Below are 23122 nucleotides of genomic sequence, written 5' to 3' on the forward strand. Positions count from 1 at the left end.
CTCATCGCTCCCTGACCAGCGCCGCGTAGGCGCCGCCGCGTGCCACCAGCTCCTCGTGCCGACCGCGTTCCACGATCGTGCCGTGCTGGAGCACCACGATCTCGTCGCTGTCCCGCACCGTGCTGAGCCGGTGGGCGATGACCACGCAGGCGCAGCCGCGCCGGCGCAGGTTGTCCATGACGGTCAGCTCCGTCTCGGCGTCGAGCGCGCTGGTCACCTCGTCCAGCACGAGGATGCTGGGCCGGCGCACCAACGCCCGGGCGATCTCCAGCCGCTGGCGCTGCCCACCGGAGAAGTTGCGGCCGTCCTGCTCGACCCGGCTGTGGATGCCGCCGGGGCGGCGCATGACGACGTCGTGCAGCGCGGCGTCCTTGAGCGCCTCCAGCACCGCCTCGTCCGGGATGGACGGGTCCCACAGCGCGACGTTGTCCCGGACCGAGCCCTCGAAGAGGAAGACGTCCTGGTCGACGAAGGAGACGGAGGCCCCGAGCGCGCCGCGCGGAATGTCCTCCAGGCGCTGCCCGTCGATGCGGATCACGCCCTCCCACGGCGTGTAGAGGCCGGAGATCAGCCGGGAGACGGTCGACTTGCCGCTGCCCGAGCCGCCCACCAGCGCGACCTGGCGGCCCGGCCCGACCGTCAGGTCGAAGCCCGCGAGGAGGGGTTTGTCCAGCGGGCTGTAGCCGAAGGTGATGTTCTCCAGCTCGACATGGCCGTGCAGCCTGCGCGTGGAGTCGCCGCCCGCCCGGTCGTAGAGCGGGTCGGTGCGGAAGTTCTCCACGTCCTTCAGGCGTGCCACGTCGGCCGCGAAGTCCTGGATGCGGCCCGCCACGCCGTTGAGCCGGGTCAGCGGGGCCGTGAAGCGGGTGACCAGGGCCTGGAAGGCGACGAGCAGGCCGACGGAGATGTGGCCCTCGATGGCGCGCATGCCGCCGATCCACAGGATCAGGGCGCTGTTGAGCGTGGCGAGCGTCGGCGCGACCACGCCCAGCCAGGCGCTCGGCACTCCGAGCGCCTGCTGTTCCTCCAGGGTCGTGGCATGCTGCCCGGCCCACTTGCGGAAGTAGCCGTCCTCGCCGCCGGTCGCCTTCATCGTCTCGATCAGCTGGAGCCCGGTGTAGGCCGTGTTCGTCAGGCGGGCGTTGTCCGCGCGCAGTTTGGCGGTCCGGGTCGCGCGCAGCCGGATGACGACACGCATGGCGAGGATGTTCAGCAACGCCACGCCGATGCCCACGAAGGTGAGCTGCGGATCGTAGGTGTAGAGGAGCACGGCGTAGAGCACCACGACCACCGCGTCCACGCCGGCCGAGGCCAGGTCACGTGCCAGCGTCTCGGCCACCGCGTCGTTCGACTGGAGGCGCTGCACCAGGTCGGCCGGGCTGCGCTGGGAGAAGAAGGTGACCGGCAGCCGCAGCAGATGGCGCAGGAAGCGGGCGCTGGACAGGGTGGAGGAGATGATGCGGCCGTGGTGCAGGTTGGCCTGCTGCAACCAGGTCAGCACCAGCGTCAGCAGCACACAGGCGCCCATGGAGGCGAACAGCACGTCCAGCAGCGAGGTCTGCCCGCCGATCAGGAACATGTCGATGTACGTCCGGCTGAGCGCGGGCACCGCAGCGCCGACCACCACCAGCAGCAGGCTCGCCAGCACGGCGGCGGGCATCGTCCCGGCGGTGCCGCGCAGCCGGGCCGGCATCGCGCCCCAGACACCCGGCCTGCGTCCGCCGCGGCTGAAGTCGTCGCCCGGCTCCATCGTGAGGACGACGCCGGTGAAGCTGCCGTCGAAGTCCTCGACCGGCACGAAGCGGCGGCCCTTGGCGGGATCGTTGACGAACACGCCGCGGCGGCCGAACCGGCGGCCGATGCCGTCGTAGACGACGTAGTGGTTGAACTCCCAGAACAGGATGGCCGGCGCCTTGACCTCGGCCAGGGCCGCCAGGTCCATCTGCATGCCCTTGGCGGTCAGTCCGTAACTGCGCGCGGCCTTCAGCAGATTGCTCGCCCGCGAGCCGTCGCGGGAGACGCCGCAGGCGATGCGCAGTTCCTCCAGCGGGACGTGCCTGCCGTAGTGGCCGAGGACCATCGCGAGGGAGGCGGCGCCGCACTCGACGGCCTCCATCTGGAGGACGGTGGGGGTGCGGACCGGTCTGCGGCGGGCCTTCGGGACGGTGCGCCGGGGCGGGGCGGCCCGGCGCCGGCCACGGGTCTCGGGTGCGGCGGTGGTCACGGCAGCAGCCAATCGACGGGACGCTGATCGGCCAGCCGGATCGAGCCCGTGGCCATCGTCATGGAGGTCAGGGTGAAGGGCGGTCCGTCGGCCGAGGACCACTTGTAGCCGCTCCTGGTGGCGGCGGACCGGTCGAGGCGCACAGTCACGGCGACGGGGCGGCCGTCCTTGGTGAACTGCTCGCCGAGCTGGTTGTCACCGAGGAACGAGGCGATCTCCTGGGGCGACTGCGGGGCACGGTCCACGGACTTCACATGGCCGCGCAGCACGCCGTACTCCTGGGTGGGGACCGTCTGCACGGTCAGGTCCACGGCGGCGTCGGCGGGGATCGACCCGGCGTTCTCCGCGGGCACGTACACGGTGGCGTACAGCGGGTCGTCCGCGTCAGCCACCTTCTCGACGGCCGCGACGTCGGCGCCCGTCGAGATGATCTGCCCGATCGTCGCGGCGAGCGCGGTCAGGCGCCCGGCGGCGATGGTGCGCACCACGGTCTCGCCCTCGGGGGTACGCACCTTCAGGACGGGGGAGTTCGCGGGCAGGCGCCGGCCCTCCTCGGCGACGATCGCCGTGACCTGGCCCGCGACCGGGCTCTGCAGGATGTAACTGCCCTCGCCGTGCGTGAGGACGGCCGGTGCGCTCACGGTGGAGGTCACCGAGCCGGTCACCGCCCAGACGGACGCGGCGGCCATCGCGACCACGGTCACCGACAGCACGATCCAGCCCTGCGGACGCGCGAGGCGCACCGGGAGATCGAGTTCCTCGGGCGACTGGAGCTTGGCGAGGGCCTGCTGGCGGAACTGCACGGATCTTCCCTCACCGGGTGGACTGAGTGACGGCATCCGAAGAGTCCCGGAGCCGGGGGGCGGCTCCGGGACTCAACGGCACTGGCGTGCGATCAGAGACCGGCGACCAGGTTGGTGACCGGCGCGGTGTTCAGGCCGGTGACACCCTCGACGGTGCCGACGACCGTGTCGACCAGACCGGAAACCGGGGCGATGCCGTCCACGGCGCCGACGACGGTGTTCACGGCGTTCACGGAGAGGCCGCCCGAGACGTTGTCGAGCTCGGCGTCGGAGATCTCGACGGTCTCGACCTGGGGGGTGGAGTTCATGATGGAACTTCCCTTCGTATGGCAATTTTACAAGGGGGGAGCGGCCCCCTCTGGGGACAGATGGACGGCCGCGACCGCGGGCGCCGGGCACCCCTGGCCGGGGAGCCCTCGCAGACCCTGCGGTGCGATGGATCAAAGCACGCGGCGCTGCCGGGCTTCCAATCAAACACAGGCCCCACCAGGGCACTTGAGCCCCAGCGCTCCCCATCCGTGCAGGTGTGGGCACGGCTTGTCGGCGACTTCTTCACATGGCGCCCGGCATCGCCCCGCACGGGCTCTTGCGGCCCGGCCGGTGAATCCGGCACTCCGGCCCCAAAGGCGTGCCCCGGGGCGCGCGAATGTGCAGAACCCCGGGGTCCGGTGACTTGGTTGAGCATTGAATGTGCAGATTCCCTGAAGTGAGGATTCCGCTACTGGTCGGGGACAGACCGTTGCTGATCGATTACCAGCCGTATCAGCCCAGAAGCGCGTAGACGGTGCTCGCGTGGGCCGCGAGTTCCCCCGTCCGTTCGACCGTCATGGAGATGTCGGCGAACGCCGTCCGCCGGCCCAGTTTGGTCAGCACCGCCACGATCAGGACATCCGAGTCCGTCACCGCGCGCTGGAAGGATGTCGACTGCTGAACGGTCGTCATCGGTACGAAGGCGCCCCGCGCCGCCGAGACGGCGATCACGGTGGCGGTGTCGGCGGCGGCCATCAGGGCCTGCCCGCACAGCGCGCCGCCCTCCCGGGCCAGCCCCGCCGACCAGGGCAGCCGCAGGGTGGCACGGTCCTCGCCCACGCCCTCGACGGACAGGCCCAGTTGCAGCACCCAGGGGGCGAAGTTGGCGGACAGGATCTTGTCGGCCTCAGCGGTGGTCATCGTCATACGGGGATTGTTCCCGGCGTGCGGCGGGCGCGCGCGCAGCGTGGCCGATTCGGCCCGGGGACGGGCGCACGGCGAAGCGTGAATTGAACGTCCCGCGCGACCCGTGCGTACCAGTGGCCATCCAGGCGCCCCCACAGCCGCCACGAGACGGCGGCCCGGACCCCGTCCTCCAGGAGGTCGAGAACCCTTGAGTCACAAGCGAATTCCGAAGCGCAAGGCCGCAATCGCGGTGGGCGGCGTGGCGGCGCTCGGAGCGGCCGCACTGCTGCTGCCCCACGCCAACGCGTCCCAGGACGGCGCCGAGGACGCGGCCGCGGCGCCCCGGACCCTGAAGGCGGGCGACGCCTCGGACCTCGCCTCGCAGCTCGCCGGCCTGCTCGGCGACGCCTTCGCCGGCTCCTACTACGACGAGAACGACCAGCAGCTCGTCGTCAACGTGGTCGGCGACAACAACCAACTGGTCGTCCAGGCCAAGCGGGCAGGCGCCGCGGTCCGCCAGGTCGAGAACAGCACGGCCGAACTGAGGTCCGCCGCGCAGACCCTGAAGACCGAGGCCACCATCCCGGGCACCTCGTGGGCCGTCGACCCGCGGACCAACAAGATCCGGGTCACCGCCGACAGCACGGTCACCGGCGAGAAGTGGGACACGCTGGAGTCGACCGTGCAGGGCCTCGGCTCCGGCATGGCGACCATCCAGAAGTCGGCCGGCACCTTCAAGACCTTCGCCTCCGGCGGTGACGCGATATTCGGCGGCGGCTCCCGCTGCTCGCTCGGCTTCAACGTCACCGCGGGCGACGGTGCCCCGGCCTTCCTGACCGCCGGGCACTGCGGCGTCGCCGTCGCCGAGTGGTCCGACGCCCAGAACGGCGCCCCGATCGCCACCGTCGACCAGGCCGTCTTCCCGGGCGAGGGCGACTTCGCGCTCGTGAAGTACGACGACCCGGCGACCGAGGCGCCGAGCGACGTCGCCGTCGGCGGCGGGCAGACCGTCCCGATCCTCCAGGCGGCCGAGGCGACCGTCGGTCAGCAGGTGTTCCGGATGGGCAGCACCACCGGCCTCGCCGACGGCACGGTCACCGGGCTCGACGCCACCGTCAACTACCCCGAGGGCACGGTCACCGGCCTCATCCAGACCGACGTCTGCGCCGAACCCGGTGACAGCGGCGGCTCGATGTTCACCCAGGACGGCCTTGCCCTCGGCCTCACCTCGGGCGGCAGCGGCGACTGCACCTCCGGTGGCGAGACCTTCTTCCAGCCGGTCACGACGGCACTGGAGGCCGTCGGCGCGACGCTGGGCGACGGCGCCGGTGACGCCGGGGCGGGTGCGGGTGACGAGGCGGGCGCCGGCGACGACGCGGGCGCCGGTGCGGGTGACGACGCGGGCGCCGGAGCCGGTGAAGGCGCCGGAGCCGGCGAGGAGGCCGGCGCGGGTGCCGGTGCCGGCGCCGGTGAAGAGGGTGGTGCCGGTGAGGACGTCGGCGGTGAGGACGTCGGCGGTGAGGACGTCGGTGCGGGCGGCGGCCACGAGCCGGAGGACGTCTCCGGGCTGACCGGGACCCGGTGACCCGGAGCTGACGGCGGTCCGGTCCTCCGGTGGGAGGACCGGACCGCTCCCGTTCCCGCGGCGCGTCCGTGACCCCTCAGACCTCTGCGTCCCCCCGCGCCCGCAGCAGCATCAGCGCCACGTCGTCGACCCGCTCCTCCGTGCTCCCCTGACCCATCATCACGTCGGCCAGCTCGTCCAGCGGCAGGTCCCCGGCCCCGCACAACCGCCGTCCCAGCTCGGCGAGCGCCTCCTCGATGTCGACGCCGGGCGACTCGACCAGCCCGTCCGTGTAGAGGACGAGCACCGAGCCCGGCGGCAGCTCCACCTCGGTCGCCGGGTACACGGCCGAGCCGTCGATGCCGAGCAGCGGCCCGCCCGCGAGGTCGAGGACCCGCACCTTGCCGTCCGGCCGCCTCAGCAGGGGCGGCGGATGCCCGGCCCGCGCCATCACGGCCCGCCCGCGCCCCGGGTCGATCCGCAGGTACAGACAGCTGGCGAACAGCTCGGCACCGAGGTCGATGAGCAGCCCGTTGGTGCTGCGCATGACCTCCGCGGGTGCCTGACCCACCGTCGTGTACGCGCGTACGGCGGTGCGGATCTGCCCCATCAGCCCGGCCGCCGTCACGTTGTGCCCCTGCACGTCCCCGATCACCGCGGCCGCCTGTCCCGCCAGCGGCATCACGTCGTAGAAGTCGCCACCGATGTCCATGCCGCGGGTGCCCGGCAGATAGCGCGCGGCCGTGTCGATGCCGGGCAGCGGCGGCAGCGAGGGCGGCAGGAGCGCGGCCTGCAACCCGTGCGCCAGCTGGTGCTTGGCGTCGTAGAGCAGGGCGCGCTCCAGGGCGAGGGCCATCAGCCCGCCGAGGCTCGTCAGTACGGCGCGCTCGTCCGCGGGGAAGGCGTGCGGCTCGGCGTAGGCCAGCACACAGGTGCCCACCGGGCGTCCGGAGGCGATCAGCGGCAGGTACGCCCAGGCCGCGAACCCGTCCGGGGTCTCGTGCCGGATCGGGTAGAGCCGCTCCAGCTCCATCCGGGACTCGAAGAACGCCGGCACCCCGCTGTTGAGCGCGTGCGCGCCCGGGGTCGGCGAACTCAGCGGTGCCCCGTCGAAGCGCTCCACGACATGCGGATCGAGATAGCCGTGATGCCCCAGCACATGCAGCCGGCCGGCCCGGGAGCCGAGCAGCACCAGTGCCCGGCCGCCCAGCGACGGCACGACCTCCCGCGCGACCAGCCGCACCACGTCCTGCACGGTCACGGCCTCGGTCAGCGCGCCGGCCAGGCTCAGCACCTGCGAGATGGTCACCAGACGGCCCGGTCCCTCGGTGGGCGGCGGCGCGATGCGGCCCATCTCCGACACCGCCCGTGCCCTGCTGACCCGGACGCTCAGTCCCGTCGTGCTCGGATAGAGCCGGAACGACAGCCATTCGCCCGGCGGGCGCACCGCCACGAACGACGTGGTGTGCTGGCTGAGCAGCGCGGCCCGGTACCGGTCCTCGTACACGGGGTCGTTCAGCCACGGCACCGCCGCCCACAGCTGGGTCCCGAGCAGACGGCTCGACGGCACGCCGATCAGCTCGGCCGCCGCCGCGTTCGCGTAGGTGATCCGGCCGTGCAGATCCAGCGAGCACATTCCGTACGGCAGCCGGGCGACCATGCGGGCCGCCTCGAGCGAGCCCAGCGTGCCGGCCGTGCTCCCGATGGCCGGGGCGGCGAGGAGATCGGCTTCCGGCAGCACCGGACGGCTCTCCTCGGCGGCCCGCTCCAGCCGTACGGCGAGCCGTTCGGTCGCCGCGGTCAGATGCTCGCGCTCCCGGTCGCTCAGCTCGTGCGGGTGGGAGCCGGGCCAGGTCACGAACACCGCGCCGTAGGCCCGTGTCGCGGTCGCCACCGGCAGCGCGGCGAGCGCGAAGGGATAGGGCAGCACCACGGAGACGCGCGGGAACCTGCGGGCCATCTCCTCCTCGCCCCCCACCCAGACCACCCGCCGCTCGCGCAGCGCCTCGGCGACCGGAATGGGGGCGTCCACCCCGACCCGCTCCCAGGGCGCCGCGAACGCCCGGGGCAGCCCGGCCGTCACCGCCATCTCCAGCGCCGTCTCGTCGGTGCCCAGCAGGTACACCGCCCCGGAGTGCGCGTTGACGCCGTCCATCATCGTGGCCAGGGCGAGCGACAGAAGGGGGCCACCGGCGGGGGCCTTGCGCGCCGCGGGCGCCTGTTCGTCGGGCACGCCGACCACCTCCTCGCAGCGCCTCGGGACGGGTCCCAGGGATCAATCTGCCTCGGGACGGCCCGCCCCGCACGGCGGCGACCGCGCCGGGCAACGGCGACGACGTGGGAAGCCCCGCGTACCCCGACCTCCCCAGGCCATGCCACGGGAGTCGAAGCGTGCGGTGGGGCACGTGCGCGGCGCGCGCGCCCCCGCGCATCCCCTTGGCCGGAACTGCGTGCCACGACGGCGCGACGGCGGCCAAGAATGGGGCACGCGCTTTAGGGCCTGTTGCGAACGTGGCGTCGTCGTCCGGAGGACGGCAGCGCGACGCCCTCTCGCCGCACCGCCCGAAAGCCCGAGTACGCCCAGTACGAGCGCTTACGGACGGCACTCCGCCGGCCTTCGGCCGGGGGACCCAGGGCCTGGAACGGCGACGGCAAGCGGGAAGGGACATCGGTGATCCGAGTACTTCTGGTGCACGACGCGTGTCTGGTGCGATCCATCCTCGCGGACTGGCTCCGCCGCGAACCCGATCTGGGGGTCCACGACACCCCCTGGTCGGGCATCGCGGGCCGGCTGCGGTCCGTGCAGCCGGACGTCTGCGCCGCGGACCTGGACCGCGTGGACCGTGACGGCATACCGCCGGTGGGGGACCTGACCGCGGGCGGGCCGGGCCGGACGCCGCCGGGACTGCTGGTGCTGGCCAACGGCAACCGGCCCGGCCTGCTCAGACGGGCGATCGAGGCGGGCGCGCTCGGTTACGTCGACAAGGCGGGCTCCCCGGAGCGGCTGGTCCGGGCGATCCGGCGGGTCGCCGCGGGGGAACGTTTCGTCGACGACTCGCTCGGATTCGGCTTCCTCAAGGCCGCGCAGATGCCGCTGACCAGACGGGAGCTGAGCGTGTTAGCCCTGGCCGCCGAGGGCGCCTCCGTCCCGGAGATCGCGGGGAGCCTGCACCTCTCCCACGGCACGGTGCGCAACTACATGGCGGCCATCACCCGCAAGACCGGGGCCCGCAACCGGGTCGACGCGATCCGCATCTCGCGGGGCGAGGGCTGGCTGTGACCGGGGCGGACGGTCCCCGGCCAGGGCCCGGTACGCCGGTGAGCACCGCACCAGCTCCTCATGAGTGCCGTACTCCGTGCGCGGGCCGTCCATGAGCAGCACGCGCCCGGCGCGGCGGGCCGAACCGATGCGGTGGGCGACGACGACCAGGGTGCCGCCCGGCCGCGCGGCGAACGCCCGCTCCGCCCGCTCCTCCGCCCCGGCGTCCAGATGGCACGTCGCCTCGTCCAGCAGGGCGAGCGGCGCGGGAGACAGGTAGGCCCGGGTGAGCGCGATCAGCTGCCGCTCACCCGCCGACAGCGCGCCGGGGTCGACCGGCGCCCCGGGCCCGCCGAGCGCGTCGAGCAGCGGCGTGAGCCCGACCGCCTCGGCCGCGGCGAGCAGTTCGCGTTCGGGCACCGGGTCGGGGCGCAGATGGCTCAGGTTCTCGGCGAGCGTGCCCGTGTGGACGTAGGCCTCCTGCGGGATCAGGACGCGGTGGGCCGTCGCGGCCGGCCCCGGGACGGGGTGACCGTGGACGTCGACGGTGCCGTGCCGGGGGGTGAGCAGTCCGGCGACGAGGGCGGTGAGCGTCGACTTGCCGATGCCGCTCGGGCCGACGACGGCCAGGTGGGAGCCCGGGGCGAGGACGAGGTCGAGGTCCTCGATCACGGGGGTCGCGGCGGGCCCGTAGGCGAAAGTGAGGCAGGAGACGGTGAGGGCGGCGGCCGGGGCGCCGTGCGGGGGAGGGCCGGCCGGCCGGACGCGGGGCGGGACGGGCTCGCCCGGGTCGCTCGCGGGCGGTTCGGCGGGGACGAGGCGGCGCAGCACGACGGCCAGGCGCGAGCCGCTGGTGCCCAGGCCGTGGATCAGGTTGCGCAGGGCGGGCAGGAGCGACTGGGTGACGTAGGCGAGGGCACCGACGAGGGCGCCGGGCGTCACGCCGCGCGACAGGAGCAGCGGCGCGGCGGCGAGCAGCAGCAGGACCGGCAGCTGACCGCCGACCGCGAGGGACGCGACGCGCAGCACGGACCAGCGGGCCAGCGAACGGGCGGCCGCCAGCTCGGCGTCGACGCGCTCCCCGACCTCGGCGGCCGTCCGCTCCTCCGCGCCGGCCGCGGTGATGTCCCGCAGCCCCGGGCACACGACGCCCAGATGCCCGGCGAGCGCCTCGTCGGCGGTGAGGAAGGCCTCCTGCCTGCGTGCCAGCGGCCGGAGCGAGGCGAGGAACAGTCCGAGTCCGGCGACGAGGGGCGGGACGACGACCAGCAGCAGCGCCGGGGCCAGCGAGAACAGTCCGACGAGGGCGCCGAGGGCGGTGAAGACGAACGAGCGGGAGACCAGCACCAGACCGGCGAAGGTGTCCCGGGCGATCTCCACCTGCTGGGTCAGCCGGGACAGCGCCTCGCCCTCCGCCTCCCGCACCCCGCGCTCGACGACCCGCGTGACCAGGCCGTCCCGCAGCGGCTCGACGAGATCGGCGACCGCCCGGTACACCCGTGCCGTCCCGATCGCCCCGGCCAGGACCCCGAGGGCGGCCAGCCCGAGCCACGCCAGCCCGGTGTCCGTGCGTCCCGCGAGAAACCCGGCGTCCAGTGCCCGGGCCGGCGCGTAGCCGACGAGGAAGGTCTGCGCGGTCTCCAGTGCCGACCAGCCGCCTAGCCGGGCCAGGACCCGGGGACGGGCCCGGAGGAAGCCGAGCCCCCGCCGGAGGACCCCGAACCGGTGGACCCCGTACCGGTGGGCTCCGTACCGGTGGACCCCGTGCTCGTGGACCCCGTGCTCGTGGATCCCGTGCTCGTGGATCCCGTGGCCGCTCACTCCCGGCCACCGTCCCCGAAGACCGCCCGGTACTCCGGGTCCTGCCACAGCCGCGCGTGGCTGCCGACCGCCCGCACCCGGCCGCCGTCCAGCCATGCCACCGCGTCCGCGCGGGCCGCCGTGGTGGGCCGGTGGGCGACCAGGAGGCGCGTCGTACGCGGCCGGGCCAGCAGGGCCCGCGTGATGTGGTGTTCCGTCACCGTGTCCAGGCTGGACAGGGCGTCGTCGAGGATGAGCAGACGGCCGCCCTGCGCGAACGCGCGGGCCAGACCCAGCCGTTGCGCCTCGCCGCCGGAGAAGGGGGCGTCGGCGCAGCGGGTGGCGTAGCCGTCCGGGAGGCGGCGGACGAAATCGTCGGCGCGGGCGGTGCGGGCGGCCGCGCGGACGCGGCCGGGAGCGGGGGAGGGCAGGCCGAGAGCGAGGGTGTCCTCGACGGTGGCGCCCAGGAGAGCGGGGCGTTCGAAGGCGTAGGAGACGGCGCGGCGCAGCTCCGGCCGGCCCAGGTCGCGCAGGGGGACGCCGTCGAGCAGGACCTCGCCGACGTCCGGGTCGGCCAGGCGCCCGGCGAGCGCGGCGAGCAGGGACTTGCCGGTGCCGGAGCGGCCGACCACGGCGAGGGTGGTGCCGCCCGGCACGTCCAGGTCGACGCCGTCGAGGACCGTGCGGGCGCCCAGGCGTGCGGTCACCGCGCGCAGTCGGAGGTGGCCGGGGCCGGGCGGCAGCGTCCGGCCGCCGTGCCCGGGGGCGGGCTGCACCAGGACCTCCGTCAGCCGGGCGGCGGCCGCGCGGGCGCGGGCCAGGCCGGAGAGGTGGCTCACGAGCACGCCGACGCCGGTCGCCAGGACCGCGTAGCGGGCGGCGGCGAGCAACTCGCCCACGGAGAGCCGGTGCCGGGCGAGCAGCAGGCCGGCGACGGCGACCACGCCCAGCTGGAGCAGCGGTCCCACGGCGACGGCCTGCCCGGCGGCCCGCCCCTGCACCCGCCACATGCGGTGGCCCGCGCGCGCCAGTTCGGGCAGGGGCTGGAGGACACGCGCGGTCTCCCGGTCCGCCGTACCTGCCGCGCGGATGGTGCGGTGCCCGGCGACCGCCTCGGCCAGCGCCGCCGCGATCCGTCCCTGCGCCCGCTGGTAGTCGGCGGCGCACTCGGCGGTGTCGCGGGCGAGGGCGCGCAGCAGGAGCCCCAGCACGGGCGCCCCGGTGAGGAACACCACCGCGAGCCACGGGTCGATCAGCACCAGAGCGATCACACCCCCGACGGGCCCCGCGCACGCGGCCGCCAGCAGGGCGCGGGCCCCCGGCGCGGTCCCGGCCTGCGCGGCGTTGCCGACGACCCGGGCGACCAGGTCACCGGAGCCGAACCGGCCGCCGGCGCGCGGACCCAGTGCCAGCAGACGGCCGCTGGTCCGGCGGCGCAGCCAGGCCGTGCTCCGTGCGTCGACGGTCCCGGCGAGCACCGCCTCGGCCGCGTCCAGCACGGCGATCAGCAGTACCAGCGCGGCGCAGCACAGCACCCAGCCGGTCGCGGACCGCCCCGACAGCAGCGTGTCCAGGGCCCGGCCCAGCGCGGCGGGCAGCAGCAGCCCGGCCCCGGTGGCGAACGTTCCCGCCAGGCCGAGCGCGAGGCACCGCCCCGCGCTGTGCCGCCCGGCCCGGCGCAGCAGTTCCCGGGTCCCGGTGTCCGTCGGCGTCGTGGGTCCTGTCATGGAGTGAGCGCCTCCTGTACGGACCCCGGGCGGCCCCTCCCTGATGGGGAGTGGCCGCCCGGAGCTGTGCGGTGCCGTCGGTCAGAGGCAGAGCGTGATGCTCGCGGCGCTCACACAGGAGAGCAGGCTGAGGGTGCTCTGGCCGCCGGTGTACTCCTCGGTGTCCATCGCCTGCAGGTCGAGCAGTGCCATCTTCGTGTCCTTTCATCCATGGGGACGGGGTGGTGTCACGACTCCGCGGGATCGCGGAACCGCGTCTGTGAGGGCCGCCGCGGGGGCGGCGGCAGGAACGGCAGATGTGCGGTGGACGGGTCGCCGAGGGCCGCGCCGAGCGCGAGCAGGCAGCCCGCCGTCCCGGTGGCCAGGTCCATGGACAGCCGCATCATCTGGTGCCCGGGGAAGGCCAGTTGGCCCTGGTAGGCCATGGCGTACCAGCCGAGCCCGGCGACCTGGGCCGCCAGCTCCTTCCGCCCGGCTCCCGGGGTGGTGGTGCGAGCGAGGTGCAGGATCATCCCGGCGCGGCCCTGGAACAGTCCGGGCTGCGCGTAGAAGCGCGAGGTGGCGGCCGTCAGGATCCCGGCGCGGGCCCGCCCGAACTCGCCGTCGTCGTCGGTGGCGTGGACGAGGTGGTCGTCGAGGACCATGCCCACGCCCGCGCTGCCGTCGCCGAGGTACGGCATCGTCCGCCAGCCCTCGTCGACCTCCAGCGAGCCGCCCTTCTGCACGACACAGCAGTCGAGGTCCCGGCGCAGCGCCGTGCCGGCCGCGTCCAGCAGGTCCCGCTCGCCGGTCCGTTCGTAGTGGCGCAGCAGGAACAGCGCGGGCCCGCTCGCGCCGCGCAGCAGCCCGGCCCGCCGGCGCGGGGTGTCGGGCAGCGGCTCGGCGAGCCGTCCCACGAGGACGCGCGCCGCCTCCTCGGCGGCCTCGGCCAGCCGCCGTTCACCGGTGGTGCGCGCCAGGGCGCCGAGGACGAGGCCCAGTCCGGCCAGTCCGCCGTGCAGGTCCGAGGCGAGGCGCTGCCAGCGCTCGCGCAGGACCAGGTCGATCAGGTCCAGTGCCCGCGTCCGGTGGCCGAGCAGGTCCAGCACGAGGGCGACGCCCGCCAGGCCGTCGTACAGGCCGAGCGGTGTGCCCACCGGCGGCGGTTCGGTGCGCGCCAGGAGCCAGCGTTCGCCCTCCTCGTACCGTTCCGCGCCGGTCCGTTCGAGCGCGTAGAGCACACCGGCGGCGCCGTGCGCGATGCCGAGGCCGCCGCCGTCGGAGAACTGGGTGATGTCGCCGGGGAAGAGCCGGTCGGTGCGCTCGGGGCTGGCCGAGGCGAGGATCGCCTTCACCATCGAGTCGCGGCTGTGCGGCCAGTCTCCGGGACGGACGAGCGGGGTGGCCGCCGACGGCCGGGCGGCGCCCCGGGTGATCTCCGCGACCGCCTCGTCCAGGAAGGCCCGGGGCACGTCCGGGAACTGCTCGGCGACGACGTCCGCCAGATGGGCGGCCTTGCCCCGGTCGACCACGAACAGGGTGGTGGCCGGCAGGAACAGGGCGAGTCGCAGGCAGGCCAGCGCGTAGCGGTCGACGTCCGTGCCGCGGCGGTCCGGCGGGGCGAAGAAGCCGGGGTGGGCGACGATCTGACGGCCGTTCTCGGCGACCGGCGCGGCGGCCTCGAAGTCGATCAGCCGGACACTCTCCTCGTCCGGCGCCACCATGATGTTGAAGACGTGCAGGTCGTTGAAGACGATGCCGCGCTCATGGACCGCCTCGACGGCCCGCTCGACCGCCCGGTGGATGCGCAGTGCCCACGCCGTGTACGCGGCGACGGCCGCGGGGTCCGGGTCGGTGCCGAGCAGCGGGTGCCGCTCGGCGAAGAAGGAGTTCAGCGGCCTCCCCTCGATGTGCTCCATCACGAGGAACCGGTGGTCGCCCACGGTGAACCAGTCACGCACCTCGGGCACCACCCCGGTGCCCGCGACCTGCTCCAGGGCGTCCTTCTCGCGTTCCAGACGCGCGAGGGCGTCGGCCCCGTCCGCGGCCAGCCCCGCGTGCGGCCGGCCCTCCTTGAGCACCACCCGGCTCCCGTCACGGGTGTCGGTGCCGACGTACACGCCGCCGCCGTTGGAGAAGTGCAGCGCCTTCTCGATCCGGTACGGCAGGTCGCCGACGGTCGTGGTGTTGCGGGCCGCGAGCTGCGGTGCGAGGAAGGGGGGCAGCGTCACCCAGCCGGGCACCTGGAAGGACGGGGTCCGCCGGTCCGGCACCAGCGTGCCCTCGCCGTCGCGCACCGCCGGCACCAGCGAGCCGCGCTCGTCGACGACGTAGGTGCGGGCGAAGGCGCCGTAGCGCACGTACAGCGGACCGTCGTCCCAGCGCAGGTCGGTCAGGATGTAGGGCCCCTCGAAGCCCTTCAGCAACTCGCCCAGCTCCCGCAGCACCAGGTGCAGTTGCTCCTCGTCCGCCGGGTAGACGGTGACGAACTTGCCGCTGCCGTCGCGCGGTGCGTACTTGGCGTTGCGCAGGTGCAGCAGGTGGGCGGCCGGCACGAACTTGAACGGGATACGCCGGGGCACGCAGTACTCCCACACGATCGCCGCGATCCGGTCCGCGTCCTTCCGGGTGGCGGAGGCGTGCACCTTCCAGCCCTGGGTGGGTCCGGGCGCCGGCGCGCCGTCCGGGCCGAGCGGCGTCAGCGCCAGCCAGTCGCCGATCCGCGCCCCCGTCCAGCCGTCCGGCGCCGGGCGGCGGGCCGTCTCGTACAGCGGCTCGCCGCCCCCGCCGAGCCGGTCGGGCGTGTCGTAGAAGTGGCTGTCCGCCAGCGCGTACACCTCGTACCGCTTGTCCATGCCCTCCCCCTCCGTGGCCGGCAACGAGCCTCGCAGCACGGACAGGGCCCCGGACAGTCACGCCTGTCACGAGACGGCCGTGCGCTACGCATGGGTCAAAACCTGTTCGATCCCTTTCGAGCGCCGGGCCGTCGGGCGGTCCGTCCGGCGGCCGTACTGCGTTCACAGGGGCTGCGCGCGGCGTTCATTAGCGCTGTAATACGGACGTGGTCAGTGAGGGCGTTGCCGGGCGCAGGGCGCGAGTGCTGCGCGCCGAGGACGCCCTCTCGGCGCTCCTGGCCGACCCCGACACCCCGGCGCGCAGGCACCGCCTCCTCGAACAGGCGCTGGTCTTCGCGCGGGCCACCTTCGCCGCCCTCTACACGCCGAGCGACGACGGCGAGGTGCTGTGCATGGCCGAGTCGGCCGGGGTGCCCAGGACCCTGTACGGCCTGCGCGACGGCTATCCGCTCGCCGGCGGCTCCCCGGTGTCCGACGCCCACCGCGCCGGGCGCCCCGTGTGGCTCGGGCCGGGCGAACTCGCCGACCGCGCGGAGTCCCGCCGCACGGCGGCGCGGGACTTCTCCCTGGCCGCGCTGCCCGCCCACCGCTCGGGCGGCGGGGGGTGCCTGCTCGCCGTGAGCGAGTACCGGGACGGCTTCGACACCGAGGACCGCAAGTGCCTGGAGCTGATCGCCGACGCGCTCGCCACGCCCGCCCCGGGGCCGCGCGCCGAGAGCGGTGAGCTGCCGCCGGGCGGGTTCAGCCTCGCGATGGACACCGGCCGGGTGCAGGTCGGCGACGACCTCCTGGAGCTGTTCGGCATCGGCCGGGACGAGTTCGACGGCAAGGTCGAGACGCTGCTCGGCCGGACGGTGCCGGAGGACCTGCCGTCGCTGATGTCGGTGGTCGAGGCCGACCACATGACCATCGGCGACCGCGAACTGGAGTTCCGGGTGCTCCGGCCCGGCGGGCCACCCAAGTGGCTCCGGCTGCGCGGCCGTCTGCTGCCCGGCGGCGACGGCGTCCCGTCCCGGCTGGCGGGCACGGTCGAGGACACCTCCACGCTGCGGTCCGACGTCACGGACGTCACCCGCGTCCAGCGCCTGGCCGCGGTGCTCGCCACGGCCGGCACCGTCCGCGACGTCAGTCAGGCCGTGGTCGCCGCCCTGCGCCGGCCGTTGCAGGCCGACCGGATCGCCCTGGCCGAACTGGAGCACGACCGGCTCGTCGTCACCGTCCTCGACCCGCCCGAACCGGAGGCCTGGCCCGAGCTGTGGCGCCTGGAATGGCGCGCCGAATGGCCCGACGCGCCGGTGCGCGCCATGCCCACCCTGGCCGCGGCGCTGAGCGAGGGCCGCGCCCAGATCTGGCCCGCGGGCACCGCACTGGAACCCGCGCTCGCCGAGGTGGGCCCCGGCGGCCTCGCCGTGCTCCCGCTGCCCGCGGGGGGCCGGATGGCCGGCGCCTGTCTGATCGGCTGGGACCGCCCGCACGACTTCGGAGCCGACGAACGCGCCCTGCTCACCGCCTCGGCCGGTCTGGCGGGCCAGGCCCTGATGCGCGCCCGCGCCTTCGACGCCGAGCACGAACTCGTCGGCATGCTCCAGCGCCAACTGCTCCCGCGCCGCCTGCCCGAACTGCCCGGCGCGGTCGCCGTCGCCCGCTATCTGCCCGCCACGGCCGGCCTTGAGGTCGGCGGCGACTGGTACGACGTGATCCCGCTGCCCGACAACCACGTCGCCCTCGTCATCGGCGACGTGCAGGGCCACAGCGCGGGCGCCGCCACGCTCATGGGCCAGATGCGCACCGCACTGCGCGCCTACGCCGTCGAGGGCCACCCCCCGGACGTCGTCGTCTCGCACGCCAACCGGCTCCTGGTCGGCATGGAGACCGACCTCTTCGCCACCTGCGCCTATGTCGACGTCGACATGGAGGAGGGCTCCGCCTGGTGTGTGCGGGCCGGGCATCTGCCGCCGGTGCTGCGCCGGCCCGACGGCAGCACCGAGATCGCGGAGGCGGAAGGCGGCCCGCCGCTCGGCGTGGTGGCCCAGGCCGACTTCCCGATGAGCCCGCTGCGGCTCCAGCCGGGCACGCTCATCGCCCTGACCACCGACGGTCTGGTCGAGAGCGCCGAGTCCGACCTCGACGAGGGCATGGCGGAGTTCGCGCAGCGGCTCGCCGCGTCCGACCCGGCCCACCTGGGCACGGTCGCCGACGGACTGCTGGGCGACGCCCACCGCGGCGACGACGTGGCACTGCTCCTGATGCGCTACGACGGCATGGACGTCCTCCCGCGGCGCGAGACCTGGACGGTGTGGCGGGTGCCGGAGGCGGTCCGGCACGCCCGGCGCTTCACCCGGCGCACCCTGCGCGCCTGGGGCGTGACCGCGCAGATGGACGCCGTACTGCTGGTCGTCTCCGAACTCGTCACCAATGCCCTGGTGCACACCGACGGCCCGGTCCGCCTCGACCTCACCCTCGTCGACAGCCGGTTGCGCCTCGCCGTCGCCGACACCTCGCCGCGCACCCCCATCAAGCCCACCAGCATCGGCTGGGAGGCGACCGGCGGCCGTGGCCTGCTCCTCGTCGAGGCCATGTCCGCGTCGTGGGGCACGGTGCCGGCCAGCGGCGGAAAACAGGTGTGGAGCGAGATCGCCCTGGACCGCTGAGCCCGCGTGCCGTCGCCGCCGCCCCGGGTACTCGGTTCGGGACGACGACGACACAGGACAGCAGCCCGAAGGAGGCACGTCATGACCCAGTACGTCCGCGACATCATGACCGCAGACCCGGTGACCGTCGAACCGCAGATGTCCGTCGCGGCGGTGGCCCGCATCATGCGCGACCAGGACCTCGGCGCCGTGCTGGTCACGGACGGCGAGCACCTGCGCGGCCTGGTCACCGACCGTGACCTGGTGGTGCGCTCGATCGCCGACGGCGGCGACGCCGACCGGATCACCGTGGCCGCCGCGTGCAGCGACGACCTGGTGACCGTACGGTCCGACGAGGAACTCGACCACGCCGTGGACCTCATGCGCGAGCACGCCGTCCGTCGTATCCCGGTCGTCGACGAGGACCACGCCGTGGGCATCGTCTCGCTGGGCGACCTGGCCATGGAGCGCGACCCGGAGTCGGCGCTCGGCGACATCAGCGTGGCCAGGCCCAATCCGTAGCCCGCTGCGCGCACCGTCGGCCCAGGCCGGGGCGACCACAGTGGCACCGGGAGTCATTCACCCGCGCCGGCCGGGTACTCGGTGCGCATGAACTTCACCGCACTCGAAGTAGCCGCAGCTGGTTCCGTCGCCGGGTTCGTCGCGGTCCTCGTCGGTGGCGTCATCGTCACCGGGGCACTGATCTGGGCCGTTCTCCTCGGCATCAAGGTCCGCAAGCGCGAGCCCCGGCGGCCCCGGCCCGACGAGCAGCCCCGCCTGCCGGAGTCCGGCGCGGTGCGCGAGACCCGGGAACAGCGTGCGCCCCGCGAGATGGACGGGGACCAGCGCCTCTCGCCGCACGATCTGCGCCCCTCCGGCGGCATGCCCAGCGCGGACCAGCGCCGCCCGCGCTGGAACAGCGGCTCCGGCGGCTCCTTCGGCAGCGGCGGCCCCGGCAGCGCCTGAGCCGTACGACGTTTACCGGCGGCGACGGCGGGGACCCGATCGGTTCCGTACACTCGTACGAGGGGACGCAGAAGGAAGAGGTTTGCGTCGTGACCACGTCCACCAGTGACAAACCCGTCGTCCGCCGCCTGGAAACCGGCTGGTCGAAGGCCCGTCGCCTGCGCGCCAAGAGCGAGCTGCGCACCTGGCTCCCCGCCGTGGAGAGCCCGGACGGACCACGGACCTCGCACACAGCACCGGAGTGGAACATAGTGCGGGGTGAGGACTGAGGGCACAGACGGACCCAGGCATCCCTGCCGGACCGCCCCCGCGGACCGCGCCGCGCGCCCGTGGTACCGGTACGCCCTACGCTGGAGCGGTGCGCCTGCTCCTGACGTCGGACACCCATCTCCCGAAGCGCGCCAAGGCCCTGCCGGAGCCGCTCCTCGCCGAGATCGACGCCGCCGACGTGGTCTTCCACGCCGGTGACTGGGTCGACACGGCCACCCTGGACCTGCTGACGGCCCGCAGCCGCCGGCTGATCGGCGTCCACGGCAACAACGACGGCCCCGACCTGCGGGCCCGGCTGCCCGAGGTGGCCCACGCGGAACTCGGCGGCCTGCGCTTCGCCGCCGTCCACGAGACGGGCCCCGCCCAGGGCCGCGAGGCCCGCTGCGCCGCCCGCTTCCCGGACGTGGACGTCCTGGTCTTCGGCCACAGCCACATCCCCTGGGACACCACGACGGCCACCGGACTGCGCCTGCTCAACCCCGGCTCCCCGACGGACCGACGCCGCCAGCCGCACTGCACCTACATGACGGCCTCCGTCACCGGCGGCCGGCTGACGGACGTGACCCTGCACCGGCTGCCGCCCCGCTGACCCTGCCGGGCCGCCGGCGCCCTACGACTGCGGATGGATCGCCCCCCGGGTCGCCGTGAGCGGCGTCCCGCTGCCGCCCCAGCGCAGCGCCACCATCTCGGCGGCGACCGACACGGCCACCTCCTCCGGCGTCCGCGCTCCGAGGTCGAGGCCGATCGGGGAGCGCAGCCGGGACATCTCGTGGTCGGTGAGCCCGGCCTCGGTCAGGCGCTTGGTGCGCTCGTCGTGGGTACGGCGGCTGCCCATCGCCCCGATGTACGCGGCGGGCCGCCGCAGCGCCACCTCCAGCAGCGGCACGTCGAACTTGGGGTCGTGCGTGAGCACGCAGATCACCGTGCGTTCGTCGGTATCGGTGGCGCGCAGATAGCGGTGCGGCCAGTCGACGACGACCTCCACGCCGGGCGGGAAACGTTTCGGCGTGGTGAAGACCGGGCGGGCGTCGCAGACGGTGACCCGGTATCCGAGGAAGTCACCCACGCGGGCGACGGCCGCCGCGTAGTCGATCGCGCCGAACACGAGCATGCGCGGGGGCGGCGCGAAGGAGTGCAGGAACACCGAGACGTCGTCCTCGCGCCGCTCCCCGCGCGGCCCGTAGTGCCGCAGGCCGGTGGCCCCGAGCGCCAGTTCGCCCCGCGCGTCGGCGGTGACCGCCGCGTCCAGCCCCCGCGTGCCGAGCGTGCCCGCCACCCGGTCGGGCCACACGGCCAGCGTCGCCCCGAGCGGCGCCGGGCCGTCCGTCACCGTCGCCAGGGTCACGGGGCGGCCCTCCAGGACCGTCTCCGCGACCGCCCCGAAGGTGGGGTCCCGCTCCGGAGTGACCGGACGGACCAGCAAGGTGATCTCCCCGCCGCAGGTCAGCCCGACCGCGAAGGCGTCGTCGTCGCTGTACCCGAACGTCTCCAGCCGGGCCTCGCCGCTCTCCACCACCTCCTGGGCGAGCTCGAACACCGCCCCCTCGACACAGCCCCCCGACACACTGCCGACCACCTCGTCGTCGGGTCCCACCGCCATCGCGGCACCCGGATCACGCGGCGCACTGCGGCTCACCCCCACGACCGTGGCCAGGCCGAACGGGGCTGACGTCGCGTACCACTGGCGCAGCGCCGGAAGAATCTCACGCATATCGCGACCCTCGCATGGTTGAGCGTTAATCCATTGTCGCGCCCCCGCTCTTCTGCTGCACTGCACCCGACCGGTCCTCACGAGCAAGGAGTCACCCCGATGCGATCTCCCTTCATGTCCTCCGCCGTCGCACCGACCCACTCCACAAAGGACATGACGCCTCGTGCACCTGCTCAACCTGGGGATCCTCGCGCACATCGACGCGGGTAAGACCAGCCTGACCGAACGGCTGCTGCACTCCGCCGGGGTGATCGACGAGATCGGCAGCGTCGACGCCGGCAGCACCCGGACCGACACGCTGGCGCTGGAACGGCAGCGCGGCATCACCATCAAGTCGGCCGTCGTCTCGTTCCCCCTCGACGACGTGACCGTCAACCTCATCGACACTCCAGGCCACCCGGACTTCATCGCCGAGGTGGAGCGGGTGCTGCAAGTCCTGGACGGCGCCGTCCTGGTCGTCTCGGCCGTCGAGGGCGTCCAGGCGCAGACCCGTGTCCTGATGCGCACCCTGCGCCGCCTGCGCATTCCCACGCTGCTCTTCGTCAACAAGATCGACCGCGGCGGAGCCCGTCACGACGAGGTGCTGCGCTCCGTCTCCGAACGCCTCGCCGTGCCCGTCGTCCCCATGGGCACGGCGACCGGCCTCGGCACCGGGGCCGCCGACTTCGTCCCCGGCCTCGGCGCGGCGGCGCTCGACGTCCTGGCCGGCCACGACGACGACCTGCTCGCCGCCTACGTCCGTGGCGACGTTCCGGACGCACTGCTGCGCGCGTCCCTCGCGGCACGGACCCGCGAGGCACTCGTCCACCCCGCGTACGCCGGCTCGGCCCTCACCGGTGCCGGTGTCGACGCCCTGATCGGCGGCATCAAGGACCTGCTGCCGGCCGCCGCCGGCGACCCCGGCGGCCCGCTCTGCGGGACCGTGTTCAAGGTCGAGCGGGGACCGGCGGGCGAGCGGATCGCCTACGCGCGGCTGTTCTCCGGCACGCTGCGCGTCCGGGACCGGGTGCCGTGCGGCCCGGGGCGGACGGAGGGCAGGATCACCGCGATCAGCGTGTTCGACCAGGGCACCGACGCCCGGCAGGACGCCGTGGCGGCGGGCCGCATCGCCCGGCTGTGGGGGCCGGCCGACGTCAGGATCGGCGACTCTCTCGGCGTCCCGCGCAGGCCCTACGGGCACGTCTTCGCCCCGCCGACCCTGGAGACCGTCGTCGTGCCGGGCCCGGGGACGGACCGGGGGGCCCTGCATCTGGCGCTCGGCCAGCTCGCCGAGCAGGACCCCCTGATCGCGCTGCGCCACGACGAGGTGCGCCGGGAGACCTCCGTGTCCCTGTACGGGGAGGTGCAGAAGGAGGTCGTCCAGGCCACGCTCGCGAGCGACTACGGACTGGACGTCAGCTTCCGGGAGACCACGCCGGTGTGCGTCGAGCGGCTGGCCGGGACCGGTTCGGCGGTGGAGTTCAACAGGAAGGACGCCAACCCCTTCCTCGCCACGGTGGGCCTGCGCGTCGACCCGGCACCGGCCGGGGCCGGCGTCGCCTTCCGACTGGAGGTGGAGCTCGGCTCCATGCCGTACGCCTTCTTCAAGGCCGTCGAGGACACCGTCCGTGAGACCCTCGGCCAGGGCCTGCACGGCTGGCGGATCCCCGACTGCACGGTCACCCTGACGCACTCCGGCTACTCACCCCGCCAGAGCCACGCCCACCAGGGCTTCGACAAGAGCATGTCCAGCACCGGACACGACTTCCGGGGGCTGACCCCGCTGGTGCTGATCGAGGCGCTGCGGGGCGCGGGCACCCGGGTGCACGAGCCGATGCACCGCTTCCGGATCGAGGCCCCGGCCGACACGCTCGGTGCCCTGCTGCCGATGCTGGCCGCGCTGCGCGCGGTACCGCGGACGACCGTGACACAGGGCGCGGCGTGTGTCATGGAGGGCACGGTGCCCGCGGCCCAGGTGCACGCCGTGGAACAGCGGCTGCCGGGGCTCACCCGGGGCGAGGGCGAACTGGACAGCGGCTTCGACCACTACGCGCCCGTCCCGTCGGGCACCGAGGTGCCCGAGCGTGCGCGCACCGACCACAATCCGCTGAACCGGAAGGAGTACCTGCTGAACGTGACCCGCCGGACCGGCACGTGAGGGGGGTGCCTTTCAGCAGGGGACGGCGTGCAGGACAGGATG

At 74.2% G+C, this 23122-nt stretch carries 17 protein-coding genes and 1 pseudogene; 8 read left to right on the forward strand and 10 right to left on the reverse strand.

Going from position 1 to position 23122, the window contains the following annotated elements; translation table 11 throughout:
* Position 1 precedes the first annotated feature (1 nt).
* The 4 genes from ACZ7LV_RS00960 to ACZ7LV_RS00975 form a co-directional block, all read right to left on the reverse strand.
* The gene (locus tag ACZ7LV_RS00960; protein ID WP_471934677.1) at positions 2-2224 is read right to left on the reverse strand and encodes an NHLP family bacteriocin export ABC transporter peptidase/permease/ATPase subunit; all 2223 of its coding nucleotides are present in this window, start codon (positions 2222-2224) and stop codon (positions 2-4) included.
* On the reverse strand, positions 2221-3027 hold the full coding sequence (locus tag ACZ7LV_RS00965; RefSeq protein WP_471934678.1) for a hypothetical protein: 807 nt from the start codon (positions 3025-3027) through the stop codon (positions 2221-2223). The genes ACZ7LV_RS00960 and ACZ7LV_RS00965 overlap by 4 nt, the downstream gene beginning before the upstream one ends.
* 92 nt (positions 3028-3119) lie before the next feature.
* Positions 3120-3335, reverse strand: coding sequence for a type A2 lantipeptide (locus tag ACZ7LV_RS00970; protein WP_196456400.1), 216 nt, complete (start codon positions 3333-3335; stop codon positions 3120-3122).
* A gap of 454 nt (positions 3336-3789) precedes the next feature.
* Positions 3790-4203, reverse strand: coding sequence for a PaaI family thioesterase (locus ACZ7LV_RS00975; RefSeq protein ID WP_471934679.1), 414 nt, complete (start codon positions 4201-4203; stop codon positions 3790-3792).
* Positions 4204-4390: 187 nt separating this feature from the next.
* Here ACZ7LV_RS00975 and ACZ7LV_RS00980 point away from each other — a divergent pair, with 187 nt between their 5' ends.
* On the forward strand, positions 4391-5767 hold the full coding sequence (locus ACZ7LV_RS00980) for a S1 family peptidase (protein ID WP_471934680.1): 1377 nt from the start codon (positions 4391-4393) through the stop codon (positions 5765-5767).
* 76 nt (positions 5768-5843) lie between these two features.
* Here the strand turns inward: ACZ7LV_RS00980 and ACZ7LV_RS00985 are convergent, their stop codons facing one another.
* Complete coding sequence (locus ACZ7LV_RS00985) at positions 5844-7988, reverse strand: PP2C family protein-serine/threonine phosphatase (protein WP_471934681.1); 2145 nt, start codon at positions 7986-7988, stop codon at positions 5844-5846.
* A gap of 429 nt (positions 7989-8417) precedes the next feature.
* Between ACZ7LV_RS00985 and ACZ7LV_RS00990 the strand changes: the two genes are divergently transcribed.
* Positions 8418-9026, forward strand: a complete 609-nt coding sequence (locus ACZ7LV_RS00990) for a LuxR C-terminal-related transcriptional regulator (protein WP_471934682.1) — start codon at positions 8418-8420, stop codon at positions 9024-9026.
* A 228-nt stretch (positions 9027-9254) separates the two neighbouring features.
* Here the strand turns inward: ACZ7LV_RS00990 and ACZ7LV_RS00995 are convergent.
* The 4 genes and pseudogenes from ACZ7LV_RS00995 to lanKC all read right to left on the reverse strand — a co-directional run.
* Positions 9255-10922 (reverse strand): annotated as a pseudogene (locus ACZ7LV_RS00995) (ATP-binding cassette domain-containing protein); the annotation flags it as partial.
* Positions 10823-12532, reverse strand: coding sequence for an ABC transporter ATP-binding protein (locus ACZ7LV_RS01000; RefSeq protein ID WP_471934683.1), 1710 nt, complete (start codon positions 12530-12532; stop codon positions 10823-10825). The gene ACZ7LV_RS01000 and the pseudogene ACZ7LV_RS00995, both read right to left, overlap by 100 nt.
* Positions 12533-12613: 81 nt before the next feature.
* On the reverse strand, positions 12614-12724 hold the full coding sequence (locus ACZ7LV_RS01005; RefSeq protein WP_196456392.1) for a SapB/AmfS family lanthipeptide: 111 nt from the start codon (positions 12722-12724) through the stop codon (positions 12614-12616).
* Positions 12725-12759: 35 nt separating this feature from the next.
* The gene (gene lanKC, locus ACZ7LV_RS01010; protein ID WP_471934684.1) at positions 12760-15366 is read right to left on the reverse strand and encodes a class III lanthionine synthetase LanKC; all 2607 of its coding nucleotides are present in this window, start codon (positions 15364-15366) and stop codon (positions 12760-12762) included.
* Between the two features lie 206 nt (positions 15367-15572).
* On the opposite strand from lanKC, the gene ACZ7LV_RS01015 reads away from it, so the two are divergent.
* From ACZ7LV_RS01015 to ACZ7LV_RS01035, 5 genes are all read left to right on the forward strand, one after another.
* Positions 15573-18017, forward strand: coding sequence for a SpoIIE family protein phosphatase (locus ACZ7LV_RS01015; RefSeq protein ID WP_471934685.1), 2445 nt, complete (start codon positions 15573-15575; stop codon positions 18015-18017).
* A gap of 81 nt (positions 18018-18098) precedes the next feature.
* On the forward strand, positions 18099-18518 hold the full coding sequence (locus ACZ7LV_RS01020) for a CBS domain-containing protein (RefSeq protein WP_471934686.1): 420 nt from the start codon (positions 18099-18101) through the stop codon (positions 18516-18518).
* 87 nt (positions 18519-18605) lie between these two features.
* Entirely contained in the window at positions 18606-18962 is a 357-nt protein-coding gene (locus ACZ7LV_RS01025; protein WP_401667036.1) for a DUF6479 family protein, read from the forward strand.
* An 89-nt stretch (positions 18963-19051) separates the two neighbouring features.
* A complete protein-coding gene (locus tag ACZ7LV_RS01030) occupies positions 19052-19231 on the forward strand; it encodes a hypothetical protein (protein ID WP_365447675.1) in 180 nt (59 codons plus the stop codon).
* Between the two features lie 89 nt (positions 19232-19320).
* Positions 19321-19821, forward strand: a complete 501-nt coding sequence (locus ACZ7LV_RS01035) for a metallophosphoesterase family protein (RefSeq protein WP_471934687.1) — start codon at positions 19321-19323, stop codon at positions 19819-19821.
* A gap of 21 nt (positions 19822-19842) precedes the next feature.
* Here ACZ7LV_RS01035 and ACZ7LV_RS01040 read toward each other — a convergent pair whose 3' ends face one another.
* The gene (locus tag ACZ7LV_RS01040; protein ID WP_471934688.1) at positions 19843-20943 is read right to left on the reverse strand and encodes an XdhC family protein; all 1101 of its coding nucleotides are present in this window, start codon (positions 20941-20943) and stop codon (positions 19843-19845) included.
* 163 nt (positions 20944-21106) lie between these two features.
* On the opposite strand from ACZ7LV_RS01040, the gene ACZ7LV_RS01045 reads away from it, so the two are divergent.
* Positions 21107-23080 carry a GTP-binding protein gene (locus ACZ7LV_RS01045; protein ID WP_471934689.1) on the forward strand — a complete coding sequence of 658 codons (1974 nt, stop codon included), beginning with the start codon at positions 21107-21109 and terminating at the stop codon, positions 23078-23080.
* Positions 23081-23122: the final 42 nt, after the last annotated feature.

It is taken from the genome of Streptomyces sp. NPDC107562, from assembly GCF_055657325.1.